This is a genomic window from Providencia xihuensis (assembly GCF_041953405.1).
Lineage (GTDB): Bacteria > Pseudomonadota > Gammaproteobacteria > Enterobacterales > Enterobacteriaceae > Providencia > Providencia vermicola.
This window is the reverse complement of sequence record NZ_CP169565.1, coordinates 4,198,968-4,214,404: the sequence shown is the minus strand read 5'-3', so window position 1 is coordinate 4,214,404 and position 15,437 is coordinate 4,198,968. Positions and strand designations below refer to the sequence as shown.

The following is a 15,437-nucleotide window of genomic DNA, read 5'->3' as shown; positions in this document are numbered from 1 at the left end:
CATTACCCCCTATTGCCCGCAGGCTCTGCGGATTCAAAAGGGTGCTCTGTATCCGAAGTTTGTGCATCCGTAGCAGGCACTGCATCTTCCGCGGCTTTTGTCGTGTCTTTTACCGCTTCAGCTGCTGCATCAACTGCGCCATCAGTAGATGGGCTTGTTTCAGACTGTGAAAGCAAACTGCGAACGCGTGTTTGCATCAGTTTTTCCAGCTTTTCTTGGCTTTCGAGTGCCTCTGGCATGTCAACATCAATAGGTTGATTGATGAGCTCATCAATGGTGGATAAAAAAGCTTTCGTAGCTGGCGCCTCAGTATCAAAATAAGCCCTTACCCAGGTAGAGGCTTGTTCTAATGACTGTTTATATGTTTCTTCTTGGTAACGAGGAACAGCTTGAGCGGCAATTAAAAGCTGAGAACGAATATTTTCACGTAAATAAATATCTTGGTTTGGCGCTAATAATGGTGCTTCTGAACCATCACGTGCTCGGACCGTAATAAAGTCACTGGTGAAGCTTTTCCAACTACGTGACAAGTTTTGTTTCCAATCGGAAATATCATCACTCACGTCACTGTTATTGTCGTCTGTTGCATCACCGCTGTTTAAATCCGCGAGACGTAAGTTATCAACTTCATTACTGAGCTGGTTTAATTTTAAGATAATGCCGTCATAGTCAATTTGGTTAATTGCAGCCAGTTTTGCCATGTCATTATTGATGGATTTACGAATATCAAGCAGGCTTGGGTCGTTCATTTCCGCTAAGCTGGAGTCTGCACTTTTTAGTAAAACAGCCGCAGTAACAGGATCATGATCATTCCACAATTTACGACCAGCCATTTTTACCATGAAATCCGCTTGGGCGATTAACCAGCTTTTGACATCGGTACTTGAAAGCGCCGTAACATGGGCTTGCAGCTCCTGCATACGGCGATTTAGTCTGTCTTCGTATTCAAGTGCATGATTTTTGATATCTTTATTTGCGGCAATTAAAGCATCTACACGTTGCCTATCTGAGTTTTGCTGGTCAATTAAATCACTTAGCTGCTGTTTTAGTTCATTGTTTTCATTGACTAATTTTGCATTGCTTTGCTGAGTGAAATAATAGAGACCACCACCAATGGCGATGATAACCGCAATCGCAATAATCCCGCCTACGAGACCAGAACGTTTTTGTTCCGAAGAGGGCTTAGTTCCGCGATGAACTGTTGATTTTTCATCTGTTTTTGGCGTCACCGTCTCGGTTGTTTTATCGTGTTCCGTCATAAATTAGCATCCCATATCGGTTGAGATTAATGCTTTAATTAAAGCATTATTATCTGCGCTATTCGCTACACAGACCTTCTGCCATCCACTTTGGCGGGCGAGATCTGCAATCCGTTCACTGACAACAAGCAGGCGGCGGGAAAACCACCATACCCGATATTCATCGGTGATTAATTCTTCAAGTAAGGCTAACATTTGCCCGCTGGTGATCACGACATCAGTAATATCGGTTTGCACCCATTTCTGATTGAACTGTGTTTTGTCGTAATGCACTGGCAACCTTGTGTAACATTCGCAATAATCAACGTGGGCACCACGTGAGCGTAATGTGGATGCGAGAAGCTCTCGCCCACCATTTCCCCTCAATAAAAGGGCGCGTTTACCCTCTAAAAATTGGAGTTCAGGAAGCGTTAGAAGTACTTCGCTGGTTTCCCCATGTTCAGCCCAACGTGCTATTTGCCCAGTCGTGTGCTGAAAATACTGCCCAGTAGAACGACCTATTCCATAGTAAGATAACTTATCAGACCAGCTACGTCCTATTTGTTCAAGTGTTAAATTTGCGTACTCGACTGCATTTTTGGACAAAAGAAAGACCAGATCGTTCGTTTCTAAGGCATCTAGCTGGGTCGTTAAGGTATTGAGCTCAGCACCTGGCCCAATACAAATTAAAGGAGCAGCATAAGCTTGCCCACCCATAGAGGTAATTGCCGTTATCAGCTCTGAACCAGCGGGCTCAGGGCGTGTGACAAGGACTCTCATGCAGGTGGATTTCCTTTATAGACCTCAGCCAAAATTTCTCTCGCGCCTTGTGCTAACAGCTCTTCAGCCAGTGAAATACCTGCTTGGCTAGCCTCTTGTGGCGCGATAAGGCGTTCACCGCGAATAATTACGCTACCATCTGGCGCACCGACAAGGGCACGCAACCAAATTTTATCATCCTGCCAAATCGCATAGCTACCGATAGGCACTTGGCATCCGCCTTCTAATCGCATATTCATCGCACGTTCGGCAAGTACACAAATAGAAGTATCATCATCGTTGAGTACCGCAAGTAACTCACGGGTTACCACATCATCCAAGCGACATTCAATGCCAACAGCACCTTGCCCAACAGCGGGTAAACATTGTTCAGGTTCGAGCGCAGTACGAATACGCTCTTCAAGCCCTAAGCGTTTCAAACCAGCAACGGCGAGGATAATGGCATCGTATTCGCCGTTATCAAGTTTTGATAATCGTGTGCCCACATTACCGCGTAAATCACGAATGACTAAATCAGGGCGAAGCTCTCTGAGCTGGCATTGGCGGCGTAAGCTTGATGTGCCAACGATACTGCCTTTCGGCAAAGCGTCAATATTGTCATATTGGTTAGACACAAAAGCATCGCGAGGGTCTTCGCGTTCACAAATAGTGACTAAACCAAGCCCTTCAGGGAATTCAACGGGTACGTCTTTCATTGAATGAACGGCAATATCAGCACGTCCTTCTAATAGTGCAAGCTCTAGTTCTTTAACAAATAACCCTTTCCCACCGACTTTTGCCAGTGGGGTATCAAGAATGATGTCACCCTTTGTGACCATTGGGACAAGTTCAACCTGTAAGCCAGGGTGAAACTGCTCTAATTTGTCTTTGACAAAGTGCGCTTGCCATAAGGCGAGAGGGCTTTTACGCGTTGCAATACGCACGATATTTGTTGATGTCATTTTGCTGTTTTCTCTGGCGAAAATTGCCGTGTATTAACCATACAATTGGCATTAGTTTTAACATGTTAAGGATTTTTTTTCCAGTTGGGCACAAAATCGCCATTCAGATTATTTGTAACAGATTTATATTTGTAATCATGATGCAGGAAAGTGATTCAAAAGATGATGACTTGAGATAGCTATTCGATTATTTTTTTAGCTTATCGTGCTATTTATTGAGTTGGCAGGAGGGAAGGCAGTATAAATTTGTGTTGAAGCGTGCAAGCACAGGCTCTGTGCGTATTGTACTTAATATCGTTTTGAATTGTTGCTTTATTAAACAATTCACGTGAGTGATATTATTCCATTGAAAAACAAGGGATATTCTATCGAGTTAAAAAATAAAAAGTCTTTTTATACAATATGTTGAAAAGCATTTTGTATCAAAAATAAGCGTATAAAATTATGTGATCTACTTTACCCTTTTGCTCCAAGGTGTTAAATTGATCACGTTTCCGACAATTCATTTGAAAACTTTTTTAAATCTATCTCTATCTGTTGGGTGCTGGGAAATTTCCAGATTTGTATTACATTCATTACAGTCAGGCGTAACCTTTGTATCTCTATATTGAAACCTTAAAGCAAAGACTTGATGCGATAAACCAATTACGGTTAGAGCGCGCGACGGCGTCTATGAGCGAGACTTTTTCTCAGGTTTATAGTTTGCTGCCAGTCTTGTTTCATTATCATCATCCAATGATGCCTGGTTTTATCGAAGGTAGTGTGCCCCATGGTGTGTGTTTTTTCTCCCCAGATACAGAACAGATGAAATGGTTAGGGCAATTTGAACGCTTCTTACCTATTGATTCAAGTGCAAATGGTGAATTACCTATCACTGGAATTTATTCGATGGGCAGCACATCTTCTGTTGGGCAGAGCCACTGTTCTGATATTGATGTGTGGGTCTGTCATCCTTCATGGCTCGATCACGAAGAAAAACGTTTTTTGCAAAAAAAATGTACATTAATTGAGCAGTGGGCAGCTTCTTTAGGTATTGATGTCACTATCTTTTTAATCGATGAAAACCGTTTTCGTCATCATGCGAGTGGGCATATTGGTGGGGAAAACTGTGGCTCAACGCAGCATATCCTGTTATTAGATGAATTTTATCGCACAGCAGTGCGCATGGCAGGAAAACGTTTGCTATGGACGATGGTGCCTGTCGAAGAAGAGCAACATTACGATGAATACGTTATTGGGTTATATGCACAAGGTGTGTTGACGCCCAACGAGTGGTTAGATTTAGGGGGGTTAGGTGAGCTATCCGCTGCTGAATACTTTGGCGCTAGCTTGTGGCAGCTATATAAAAGTGTCGATTCCCCTTATAAGGCCGTCCTGAAAAGTATTTTGCTCGAGTCTTATTCTTGGGACTATCCGCATGGTAAATTGCTGGCAATGGAATTTAAACGCCATTTACATGCAGGTGAAATTGTTAGCTACGGTTTAGACTCATACTGTTTGATGTTAGACCGTGTTACGCGTTATCTCACTGAAATCAATGATTCTACCCGCCTTGATTTGATCCGCCGCTGTTTTTACCTCAAAGTCTGTGAAAAACTCTCTGAAGACGATGGCAACGCCTGCTCTGGTTGGCGCCGTGATGTGTTATCTCAACTCGTTGAGTCATGGGGATGGAGTGCGGAACGTTTAGCATTACTTGATTCGCGTAATCAATGGAAAATTGAACGGGTTCGTGAAGCGCACAATGAGTTACTCGATACGATGATGCAAAGCTATCGAAACCTTATTCGTTTTGCTCGTCGAAATAATTTAAGTGTTAGTGCGAGCCCACAGGATATTGGGGTATTAACACGTAAGTTATATGCGGCTTTTGAAGCCTTACCAGGTAAAGTAACATTGGTGAATCCACAAATTTCACCTGATTTAAGTGAATCTCACTTAACTTTTATTTACGTACCTGCAGGGCGCGCGAATCGCAGTGGTTGGTATTTGTATAACCAAGCTCCAAATATTGACGCGATTATTGGTCATCAGCCTCTTGAATATAACCGCTACTTGAATAAGTTGGTGGCGTGGGCGTATTTCAACGGGTTACTCACTGAAAACACGCAAGTGTATATGCACAATGGGAAATCCCAGTGTGATGAGCGAAAACTGCTTGAGTTAATGCATGACGTTTCCAGCCACTTCCCGATCCGTTTGCCTGCACCCACACCAAAAGCGTTGTATAGCCCATGTGAAATTCGCCACCTTGCCATTATCGTTAACTTAGAAAAAGATCCAACGCAGGTTTATTCTGAACAAGTGGTACACGTGGATTTCAGAAAGCTTGATATTTTCAGCTTTGGTGAGACACAACAATGCCTTATCGGCAGTATTGACTTGTTGTACCGCAATTCATGGAATGAGGTGAGAACTCTGCATTTCAGTGGTGAGCAGTGCATGTTAGAAGCGTTAAAAACCATCTTAGGTAAGATGCACCAAGATGCGGCACCGCCTGAAGCTGTTGAAGTTTTTTGTTATAGTGAGCACTTGCGTGGTCTGATTCGTACTCGTGTACAACAGTTAGTTTCTGAGTGTATTGAGTTGCGTTTATCCAGTAATCGCAATGATCCAGGGCGCTTCAAAGCGTTGCGTATTGCGGGTCAAACATGGGGGCTGTTTTTTGAGCGCCTAAACGTTTCTGTACAAAAACTTGAAAATGCGGTCGAATTCTATGGTGCAATTTCGCATAATAAATTGCATGGTTGGCCAGTAAAACTGCAAGCAAAAAGTGATAATCATTTACCTGCAGTCGTTGATGGCTATGCAAGTGAAGGTATTGTGCAGTTTTTCTTTGAAAACACACCAGACAATACGGGCTTTAATATTTATGTTTTAGATGAAGCAAACCGTGTTGAAATCTATTCCCATTGCGAGGGGTCAAAAGAAGACTTAGTGCGTGATGTGAGTAAGTTTTACTCCTCTTCCCATGACCGTTTCACCTATGGTGCAAATTTCATTAATTTTAACCTACCTCAATTTTACCAAATTATTAATCAAGAAGGTAAAAACCAAGTGGTTGCGTTCTCTGGCGCGACATGGCCGTTTGGTACAGAAGACGACAGTGATGAAACTGGGCATGATATGCGCTCAACGCTATTAGGGCAGCAACAAGCGCACTATTATTAAAGGTGGGTTGGTTCTCAATAACTAACAGGTTACCGTTTCTTAGAAAGAAAATGGCTCTTGGCTTTGAAACGCGATAGCCTCTGCTAATTTTGCTTTAAACTCATGACCAGAGCGGTCACAAACCCAATTTCCATCTTGGTAATCATAGTGATACCCACCTTGTTTGGTCGCTAACCACATCTGGTGAAAGGCTTCTTGCTTATTAATAATGATCTTGCTGCCATCTTCGAAGCTCAAGGTCATCACGCCGCCATTAATCTCACAATCAATATCGGCATCGCCGTCATAATTGTCTAAATGCTCTTCAATTGTGCTAAGCAGCGTTTCCGCTAGCTGGTGAAATTCACTATCATTCACGGTTAAGTTCCTGTTTGCTCACAATTATTTAATTGAAGTTATTATTGTTAATTGAAATTATAGGGGGGAACGAGCGGTGAGGGAAGCCCTTAAAATTTTCAGATTAAATTTAGCCTAAAGTATATAATGTCAACATGCTTGATAAACGGACGTGATTTGCGGGTTCACTCCTGCTATTGTGTAAAAATATCAGATGTCAAAAGTGAGTATTACAGGCGAAAAAGAATGAAAAAAAGTTTAATTGGGCTGAGCGCACTTGTTGTTTTATTTACCCTTTCTGGCTGTGGCTTAAAAGGCCCACTTTATTTCCCACCAGAAGAAAATGCTGCACCTACGCAAGCGTCTGATGTGCAACCTAGTGCCCCAAGCAGCTCGGCAAAAGAGCCTGCCCAAGCAACTAGTCACCAGTAAGTTATCGCTATGGAGCGTGAAATGCAATTCTCTAAAATGCATGGCTTAGGCAATGACTTTATGGTGGTTGATGGAGTAACCCAAAATGTGTACTTCTCCCCAGAAATGATTTGTCGCTTAGCCGACAGGCATACAGGGGTTGGCTTTGATCAGCTTTTGTTGGTCGAAGCGCCTTATGATCCTGATCTCGACTTCCATTATCGTATTTTTAATGCCGATGGTAGTGAAGTCTCACAATGCGGTAATGGGGCGCGTTGTTTTGCACGTTTTGTTCGTCTTAAGGGCTTAACTAATAAGCAAAAAATTAAAGTTAGCACCCAATCTGGACGTATGACATTAACCATTAATGAAAATGATGATGTTAGCGTTAATATGGGTGAGCCTGATTTCGAGCCGCAAAGAGTTCCATTTCGCGCTGTTAAAGAAGAAAAAACCTATATTATCCGCGCTCAAGAACGTACAGTATTATGCGGTGTAGTTTCAATGGGTAACCCACATTGCGTTATTCAAGTGGAAAGCATCCATACTGCAGAAGTCGAAATTTTAGGACCTGCACTTGAAAGTCATGAGCGTTTTCCTGAGCGTGCTAATATTGGTTTTATGGAAATAGTTAGCGCAGAGCATATCCGTTTGCGTGTTTATGAACGTGGTGCAGGGGAAACTCAAGCGTGTGGTAGTGGTGCGTGTGCCGCCGTTGCTGTTGGGATTTCTCAAGGTTTATTGGCTAAGCGAGTCAGAGTTGATTTACCAGGGGGTTCCCTTGCTATTTCTTGGGATGGACCTGGAACGCCTTTGTATATGACGGGCCCTGCGGCACATGTTTATGATGGAGTGATCCACGTCTAATCTTGAAAGGGCTAAGAGGATAGTATGGATAAAACTGAAAAAGCATCGGAACAAATTCATCAAATGGATGAACATGGTGTGATGCAGTATTTAAAGGACAATCCTTATTTTTTTCTGCGCCATCCAACGCTTGTTGAGCAAATAAATGTTCCTCACGTAGTGAACGGAGCGGTTTCCTTGCCTGAGTTAGTGATGAGCCGTCAACGGATCAAAATTAAACAGCTCGAGCAAGACATCCGTTTTATGGTTGAACAAGCACATGAAAATGTGGAGCTTTTTGATGAGTTATTACTGCTGGTGATTGAAATGTCATCATCAAAAAGTTTACAAGAAATGCTACAAGCGCTGAATCGTTGGGCAAAAAAACTCGGTTTATCAGGTGCTTCGGTTCGCTTATTTAGTGATAGCTGGCGCTTGTCAGCACCCCTCGATGCGCATCAATTAGTCATTTCCCGTCGCGTTTTTGAACCTGTGAGGATTCAACGGTTTGGCGAACGACGCAATTACCTTGGTCGCTTAAATGGCCCTGAAATTCAGTTGTTATTACCTGATGCGTTGAATGTCGGCTCTGTTGCAATTTCACTATTTGGCCAGCATGGTGAATCGGGAATGGTCATTTTTACTAGTCGTAATCGTGAACATTATCAGCATGGTATGGGCACCGTCATGTTAGAAAAAGTCGCGCAAATTCTTCCGAGGTTATTATGCCAATGGATAGAGCGCCTGTAGGGGTTCAGCCAGAAGGGCTGATGATCCAAATTGAAGCCTTTCTACGTTACCTGCGTGTTGAGCGTAGATTAAGTCCTGTAACGATAACAAACTATCGGCGTCAGCTTAGTGTCATTGTTGAAATGCTGGTTTCGTTGAAAATTGATGAGTGGCAGAAACTCGATACTACGTTAGTTCGCAACATTGCAGCAAAAAGTCGAAAAGCTGGCCTTCAAGCAGCGAGTATGGCGCTACGGCTTTCTGCCTTAAGAAGTTTTTGTGATTGGATGGTTCATCAAGGTGAACTGCCAGCAAACCCAGCAAAGGCGATTCAAGCGCCGAAGGCCAAAAAACGCCTACCGAAGAACATGGATGTGGATGAGGTTTCCCAGCTTCTCAATATGGACAGTGGTGATCCACTGGTTGTTCGAGACAGAACCATGCTCGAAGTGATGTATGGTGCAGGGCTGCGTTTGTCGGAACTGGTCGGGTTAAATCTCCGTCATCTTGATTTAACAACGGGTGAAGTCTGGGTGATGGGTAAAGGCAGTAAAGAACGCAAAATTCCACTGGGGAAAACTGCCGTAAGTTGGTTACAGCGCTGGTTAGAAATGCGCGAATTGTATGAACCAGAAGACGACGCCGTATTTATTTCTACTCAAAGTGGCAAGCGAATTTCTAATCGAAATGTTCAAAAGCGGTTTGAACAATGGGGTATCAAACAAGGGGTTAATAGCCATATTAACCCGCACAAATTACGCCACTCTTTTGCGACACATATCCTTGAATCAAGTGGTAATTTACGTGGAGTGCAGGAACTTTTAGGGCATGCGAACTTATCGACAACACAAATTTATACGCACCTAGACTTCCAGCACTTAGCAAACGTTTATGATGTGGCTCATCCGAGAGCAAAGAGGGAGAAACCTTAATGCATTTTTACCGTCCGCTATCGCCAATTAAAGCGATTACGTTTGATTTGGATGACACGCTTTACGATAACCACCCTGTTATTGATAAAACGGAAGAAGAAGTTTTACGTTTTGTGCGTGAATACGACCCACAATTCAATCATTTTAGTAACGATGATTTATATGCTTTTCGTCGTTTAGTGGAAGAACAAGAACCTGAAATTTTCCACGACATTTCACGTTGGCGCTGGCTTTCATCGAAAATGATGTTTTGCCATTATGGTTATTCGCGGGAAAACGCCGAAAAAGGTGCGGATGATATTATGGCGCATTTTACCTATTGGCGTAATCAAATAGATATCCCTGAATCAACACACAGAACATTAATTCAGCTCGCTGAGAAAGTCCCACTTGTTGCTATCACTAACGGCAATGCACAGCCTGAAGCGTGTGGTCTGGGTGAGTATTTTCAGTTTGTTTTAAAAGCTGGTCCCGATGGACGTTCCAAGCCTTTTTGTGATATGTACCGGTTAGCGGCACAGCGCTTAGATATCGAACCACAATTTATTTTACATGTGGGGGATAATTTACTCACTGATGTTGAGGGGGCGATTAATAGTGGTATGCAAGCTTGCTGGATAAACCCAAGTCAAAAAACACTGATGGAAGAAAAAGACGTGCGTTTATTACCACACGTTGAAATTTCCCAGTTGGAATCTCTCTTATCATTGGTATAATCATTTTTCATGTATAAAAACACAGTGGTGTTTGCCACTGTTTTGCTTTGATGGTAACTATGGACGTCTCTTATCTGCTTGAAGGTCTAAACGACAAACAGCGCGAAGCGGTTGCAGCCCCGCGTACCAATTTACTTGTTCTTGCGGGAGCAGGGAGTGGGAAAACGCGCGTATTGGTACACCGAATTGCATGGTTGATGTCCGTTGAAAATGCTTCACCTTTTTCAATTATGGCGGTGACATTTACCAACAAAGCCGCGGCTGAAATGCGTCATCGGATCAATCAATTGATTGGAAGTAGTGAAGGCGGCATGTGGATTGGTACATTCCACGGTTTAGCACACCGTTTGTTACGCCAACATTATATGGATGCGAATTTACCGCAAGATTTTCAAATTTTAGATAGCGATGACCAATACCGGTTAATTCGTCGCTTGCTTAAAGCGATGAACCTTGACGAAAAGCAATGGCCTCCTCGCCAAGGAATGTGGTACATCAATGGCAAAAAAGATGAAGGCCTTCGTCCGCAACATATTGAAAGTTATGGTAACCCTGTTGAGGCAACATGGTTAAAAGTCTACCAGGCTTATCAAGAAGCGTGTGACCGCGCAGGTCTGGTGGATTTTGCAGAGTTGCTGTTGCGCGCCCACGAGTTATGGCTGAATAAACCCCATGTGCTGCAACATTATCGTGAACGTTTCACCAATATTTTAGTGGACGAATTCCAAGATACAAATAGCATTCAATATGCATGGATCCGTGTGCTGGCGGGTGAAACGGGCAAAGTCATGATCGTTGGGGATGATGACCAATCAATTTATGGCTGGCGTGGTGCGCAAGTTGAAAATATTCAGCGTTTCCTCAATGATTTTCCAGGTGCAGAGACTATCCGTCTTGAACAAAACTACCGTTCAACTAACAATATTCTAAAAGCAGCAAATACGTTAATTGCCAATAATAGCGACCGTTTAGGGAAAAATTTATGGACTGAAGGCGGAGACGGCGAACCGATTTCTCTTTATTGTGCATTTAATGAATTAGATGAAGCTCGTTATGTCGTTGGGCGCATTAAACAATGGCAAGAAAATGGCGGTGCTTTACAAGATTGCGCCATGTTATACCGTAGTAATGCCCAATCTCGTGTACTTGAAGAAGCCTTAATTCAAAGTGCGATGCCGTATCGTATTTATGGTGGGCAGCGCTTTTTCGAGCGCCAAGAAATTAAAGATGCGCTGTCCTATTTAAGGTTGATTGCTAATCGTAATGATGATGCTTCGTTCGAGCGAGTCGTGAATACGCCTACGCGTGGGATTGGTGAACGTACATTAGATACAGTTCGCCAAACTGCACGTGACCAGCAATTAACATTATGGGAAAGTTGCGAGTACTTACTTCGTGAGCAAGTCCTTGGTGGTCGCGCAGCGGCTTCTATCGAACGCTTTTTAGAGCTTATTGATGCGCTAGCGAAAGAAACCCAAGATATGCCATTACATGTCCAAGCGGATAGAGTGATTAATGACTCAGGCCTACGTGCAATGTATGAACAAGAAAAAGGTGAAAAAGCACAGGCTCGAATTGAAAACTTGGAAGAGCTCGTCAATGCGACTCGTGATTTCAGTTATCAAGAAGAAGACCAAGATCTCATGCCATTACAGGCTTTTTTATCTCATGCTGCACTTGAGTCAGGTGAAGGGCAAGCAGATGTAAGCCAAGATGCCGTTCAATTAATGACTCTGCACTCTGCCAAAGGTTTGGAATTCCCCGTTGTCTTTATTGTGGGAATGGAAGAAGGGATGTTCCCAAGTCAAATGTCGATGGATGAAAGCGGTCGTTTAGAAGAAGAGCGCCGATTAGCTTACGTCGGTATCACCCGAGCCATGGAAAAGCTCACCATCACGTATGCAGAAAGCCGCCGTTTATATGGCAAAGAGGTCTATCATCGCCCATCGCGTTTTATTGGTGAGCTACCAACGGAATGTGTGGAAGAGGTTCGTCTTCGGGCTACAGTTTCACGTCCTGTGAGTCATCAACGCCTTGGTACACCTATCAGCCAAAATGATTCAGGTTATGCTTTAGGGCAGCGTGTGATGCATCCAAAATTTGGTGAAGGCACGATTATTAACCTTGAGGGAAGTGGTGAGCATTGTCGCTTACAAATTGCGTTTCAAGGTCAAGGGATTAAGTGGCTGGTGGCTTCTTATGCAAGGTTAGAGAACTTATAGGGCTATTTTATTGGTATCAATACTGTCATATATATTTGGTAGTATTGGTATTTTTTAATAAATACACATTATAAATGCGTTAATTGAGATAATAAAAAAGTTTTATAATATTTATATTAAACTTACATTTTTCTTTACTATATTAATACTATATTAGTATGTTATTTCTATATGAGATAATATTTTAATATCAAGTTTGGTTGTCAAATTTGATTGTCAAAATATTTATTAAGGTAATTAATATGGAAATTAATTTTAAGAATAATAATGCTAAGTATGAAAGAATCAGTGAATTGATGCAGTCAGTAGAAAATAGAATAAATAGAATGAATAATTTGGAGAAATCGATAGGTAATGATTTTAATCAAATTATCAGAAAAAATCAGTCTAGTACCTCTGAATTATCAAATAAAATTATAAATGACCTAATGAATAAATCTTTTGTAATAAATGGTAAGGTTATTTCACATAAAAAAACAGTTAAACAACTGGCGCAATTAGTTTCAAAAACAAAAGAAATGATCTCAGATGATCAAAATTCTTTTTCTAACCATTATTCAAATGATAACGACTTGGGCGATAATAATAGTGAATTCAATAAGTGGGTAAATAAAGGTGACCATCGTGTTGTTAATGATACTGTGACTAATAATCTACTAGAGTTTAAGGTATCACACAAATTTATAGTGCCATTAGGACAGCAGACGGTAAGAAAGATTGTTCAACTAAACAGTGAGTCAATACATATTAATAAGGCAGTAGCTGAAATCAAGCGGTTACAGCAAGAGCTAATTAGTGATTATCGACAAGAAAAAAGAGATGTGATTGCAAAGGTGATACCTACAGAGGGAATCAATAAAGCTGCTCAATTGGTCAGTGAGCAAATCACTAGCTTCAATCCAGCTCAAGAAGCTAGCTCCGTGGTAGACACATTAGTCGGTGCTCAACACAGGACACCAGTACCCGTTGCATCCCATCGCTGCATGGGAAGAACAGCCTCGTGTGGAGTAACACACTAACGGCCATTTTATAAATTTATTGAGATAATACATTAAAAACAAGGTCCTCACTCAGGTGAGTATCTTGATTCAATATTTTGATGATAGCAGTTAGTTAATATACTTACCTTCTGAAAAATAAAGATTTTTTTGGTAGAATACTTTGATGCAATAGTTTAATCCATAAGATTCAAGTTTTTAATTTTATTTTTTTCTCTTTTTGCCGTATAAAGTTTTACCGAATAACCTTCCTAACATTCATCATGTCAATTCATAAACTTATTGATTCACTTTCCTCACAAGGTTGGTATGTGTGGGATGATTTTCTGACCCTGTCAGATACCCAAAAAATAAAACAATGTATACCAAATACATTGCAAGATGCGCGTATTGGGCATCGAGATTCATTACAAAGCAACAAAGCGGTTCGCGGTGATCAAACCGTTTGGTTAGAACCAGAGATGGGAACCCCCATTGCTTTTTATATGGAAAAAATGGAGGAAATACGGCAAGCACTAAATTGCCAACTGTATTTAGGATTGCGGGACTTTGAAACTCATTTTTGCCGTTATCCCAATGGTGGTTTTTATAAAAAACACGTTGATAACCCTAAAGGTGCTGGTCGTCGTAAGGTAACAACAGTTTTATATATGAATGAGTTATGGAAATTAGGGGATGGTGGTGAATTAGTTGTTTTTGATAAAGAAGATAATCATTTGTTTAAGTTAGAGCCTTTAGCGGGAAGAATGATCTTTTTTATGTCAGAAGAATTCCCTCATGAAGTACTACCTACAGAACAAAAACGTGAAAGTATAGCCGGTTGGTTTTTAACTGAAAAAATTCTCTAGCATATACCCCTCTATGCCGCCTCTGAAAGGAGGCAGGCAGTTAACTGTTCATTCGATAATGAAATAGATGTTGAATTCCTGAATAATTTGGTTATTTTAATTTTGCCATTTACATACGGCTATAAATAACGACTAATTTATCATTAATTTAAATAGAAATTATAAGGATGGATTAAGTTATGAATTTATTTTTTAATAGAGATAAGTATCTAAATATTTTAAATGAAGAAAAAGAATATCGAAAAGAACTTGAAGACTTAATCGGTTTTAATAAAAAACAAATAAAAGATGAAATTAAATCAGATAATAAAGATGAAAATTTAATTAACTATCTTGAAGCAGAAAACAAAGATTATCAAGTGACACTCGATGCGGTGAATAAAAAAATAGAAGAAATTGAATCAGCTTTTGAATTAATTTATCACACATCTTATGACTTTAAAAATGAGTTAATGAATAATGGCTTTGTTCAGCAATCAAGCAGTGATGTAATGCTAAGAGAGCAAATAGCCAGTTTTCCATTACAAGACGGGGTCACATTGGGTGGAACAGAGAGTTCTATTGCAAGGCAATCTGTAGAGACATACTCGATGTTGTGTAGAGCATAGTTAAGTTTGTCCAATTAGCCACCCTATAAATCAAGGGTGACTAATTTTTATTTTATATCAATCGCTTAAATTCTTTACCTTCAAAGATAATGGTCGCATTTCCTCTCTCAATTTGGTAATGAGAAAGATGGCGCTGCTTATCCAATGCATTTAATTGTTGTGATTGATGCTCATTAAGCTTCCATTGTATCAACTGTTTAGCCAATTTTTTGTTCGCATGTTGGCTACGTTCAGATTGAACTTTTACGGTGATCCCCGTTGCAGCATGCCTTGCTCTAACAGCAGATGAGGTTTTATTCACATGCTGCCCTCCTGCGCCTTGAGCTTTAGTGAATTCAAATTCGATTTCATTGTCTTCAATCGGTTGAATTGGTGAAAAAGTGGTCACACTCATAAACCAATTTTTTCGTTTGTGGCGAGGGCGTAAAGGGCTCTGGCATTGCCATTGCACTGTTCCACACCAAGTTTGGAGTAACTGCTCTGCATGCTCTCCTTCAAGAGAAAGCAAAGCGGATTTTAACCCATGTCTGGAGGGGACTGACTCTAGAATATCAATGGTTACCCGAAGATTTGTTGCTTCTTGTAAAAAACAGGCTAGGGCTTTTTCAACCGCAATGCAGCATTCTTCAGGGCCTTGCGCAGAGGAAAATTGTAATAACAT

At 41.2% G+C, this 15,437-nt stretch carries 15 protein-coding genes; 10 read left to right on the top strand and 5 right to left on the bottom strand.

The window, feature by feature from the left end:
* Positions 1 to 2: 2 nt before the first annotated feature.
* Genes hemX through hemC form a run of 3 tightly spaced genes read right to left on the bottom strand, consistent with a single transcriptional unit; the run spans position 3 to position 2,959 of the window.
* Positions 3 to 1,259 carry a uroporphyrinogen-III C-methyltransferase gene (gene hemX, locus ACE2AL_RS19150; RefSeq protein ID WP_272539557.1) on the bottom strand — a complete coding sequence of 419 codons (1,257 nt, stop codon included), beginning with the start codon at positions 1,257 to 1,259 and terminating at the stop codon, positions 3 to 5.
* Positions 1,260 to 1,262: 3 nt separating this feature from the next.
* A complete protein-coding gene (locus tag ACE2AL_RS19145; protein WP_272681876.1) occupies positions 1,263 to 2,018 on the bottom strand; it encodes a uroporphyrinogen-III synthase in 756 nt (251 codons plus the stop codon).
* The gene (hemC, locus tag ACE2AL_RS19140) at positions 2,015 to 2,959 is read right to left on the bottom strand and encodes a hydroxymethylbilane synthase (RefSeq protein ID WP_206083097.1); all 945 of its coding nucleotides are present in this window, start codon (positions 2,957 to 2,959) and stop codon (positions 2,015 to 2,017) included. Before hemC ends, ACE2AL_RS19145 begins: the two co-directional genes overlap by 4 nt.
* 594 nt (positions 2,960 to 3,553) lie before the next feature.
* Here hemC and ACE2AL_RS19135 point away from each other — a divergent pair.
* A complete protein-coding gene (locus tag ACE2AL_RS19135; RefSeq protein ID WP_206083099.1) occupies positions 3,554 to 6,130 on the top strand; it encodes a class I adenylate cyclase in 2,577 nt (858 codons plus the stop codon).
* 39 nt (positions 6,131 to 6,169) lie between these two features.
* Here ACE2AL_RS19135 and cyaY read toward each other — a convergent pair whose 3' ends face one another.
* A complete protein-coding gene (cyaY, locus tag ACE2AL_RS19130) occupies positions 6,170 to 6,487 on the bottom strand; it encodes an iron donor protein CyaY (protein WP_206083101.1) in 318 nt (105 codons plus the stop codon).
* Positions 6,488 to 6,712: 225 nt separating this feature from the next.
* On the opposite strand from cyaY, the gene ACE2AL_RS19125 reads away from it, so the two are divergent.
* The 9 genes from ACE2AL_RS19125 to ACE2AL_RS19085 all read left to right on the top strand — a co-directional run bounded on the left by ACE2AL_RS19125 (position 6,713) and on the right by ACE2AL_RS19085 (position 14,776).
* Positions 6,713 to 6,898: a lipoprotein gene (locus ACE2AL_RS19125; protein WP_206083103.1), complete on the top strand. Its 186-nt coding sequence runs from the start codon at positions 6,713 to 6,715 to the stop codon at positions 6,896 to 6,898.
* Between the two features lie 21 nt (positions 6,899 to 6,919).
* A complete protein-coding gene (gene dapF / locus ACE2AL_RS19120) occupies positions 6,920 to 7,744 on the top strand; it encodes a diaminopimelate epimerase (protein ID WP_206083105.1) in 825 nt (274 codons plus the stop codon).
* A 24-nt stretch (positions 7,745 to 7,768) separates the two neighbouring features.
* Positions 7,769 to 8,473 (top strand): DUF484 family protein, encoded by a 705-nt coding sequence (locus tag ACE2AL_RS19115; RefSeq protein ID WP_206083107.1) that lies wholly within the window; start codon positions 7,769 to 7,771, stop codon positions 8,471 to 8,473.
* A complete protein-coding gene (xerC, locus tag ACE2AL_RS19110) occupies positions 8,455 to 9,384 on the top strand; it encodes a tyrosine recombinase XerC (RefSeq protein WP_206083777.1) in 930 nt (309 codons plus the stop codon). The genes ACE2AL_RS19115 and xerC overlap by 19 nt, the downstream gene beginning before the upstream one ends.
* The gene (gene yigB / locus ACE2AL_RS19105; RefSeq protein WP_206083109.1) at positions 9,384 to 10,100 is read left to right on the top strand and encodes a 5-amino-6-(5-phospho-D-ribitylamino)uracil phosphatase YigB; all 717 of its coding nucleotides are present in this window, start codon (positions 9,384 to 9,386) and stop codon (positions 10,098 to 10,100) included. The genes xerC and yigB overlap by 1 nt, the downstream gene beginning before the upstream one ends.
* Positions 10,101 to 10,159: 59 nt before the next feature.
* A complete protein-coding gene (gene uvrD / locus ACE2AL_RS19100) occupies positions 10,160 to 12,322 on the top strand; it encodes a DNA helicase II (RefSeq protein WP_272573898.1) in 2,163 nt (720 codons plus the stop codon).
* 242 nt (positions 12,323 to 12,564) lie between these two features.
* Positions 12,565 to 13,341, top strand: a complete 777-nt coding sequence (locus ACE2AL_RS19095) for a hypothetical protein (protein ID WP_375083769.1) — start codon at positions 12,565 to 12,567, stop codon at positions 13,339 to 13,341.
* Positions 13,342 to 13,583: 242 nt separating this feature from the next.
* Positions 13,584 to 14,168 (top strand): 2OG-Fe(II) oxygenase, encoded by a 585-nt coding sequence (locus ACE2AL_RS19090; protein WP_375083768.1) that lies wholly within the window; start codon positions 13,584 to 13,586, stop codon positions 14,166 to 14,168.
* Positions 14,169 to 14,347: 179 nt separating this feature from the next.
* On the top strand, positions 14,348 to 14,776 hold the full coding sequence (locus ACE2AL_RS19085) for a hypothetical protein (protein ID WP_272539552.1): 429 nt from the start codon (positions 14,348 to 14,350) through the stop codon (positions 14,774 to 14,776).
* 52 nt (positions 14,777 to 14,828) lie between these two features.
* On the opposite strand, the gene prfH is transcribed toward ACE2AL_RS19085, so the two are convergent.
* Positions 14,829 to 15,437 (bottom strand): peptide chain release factor H, encoded by a 609-nt coding sequence (gene prfH, locus ACE2AL_RS19080; protein WP_375083767.1) that lies wholly within the window; start codon positions 15,435 to 15,437, stop codon positions 14,829 to 14,831.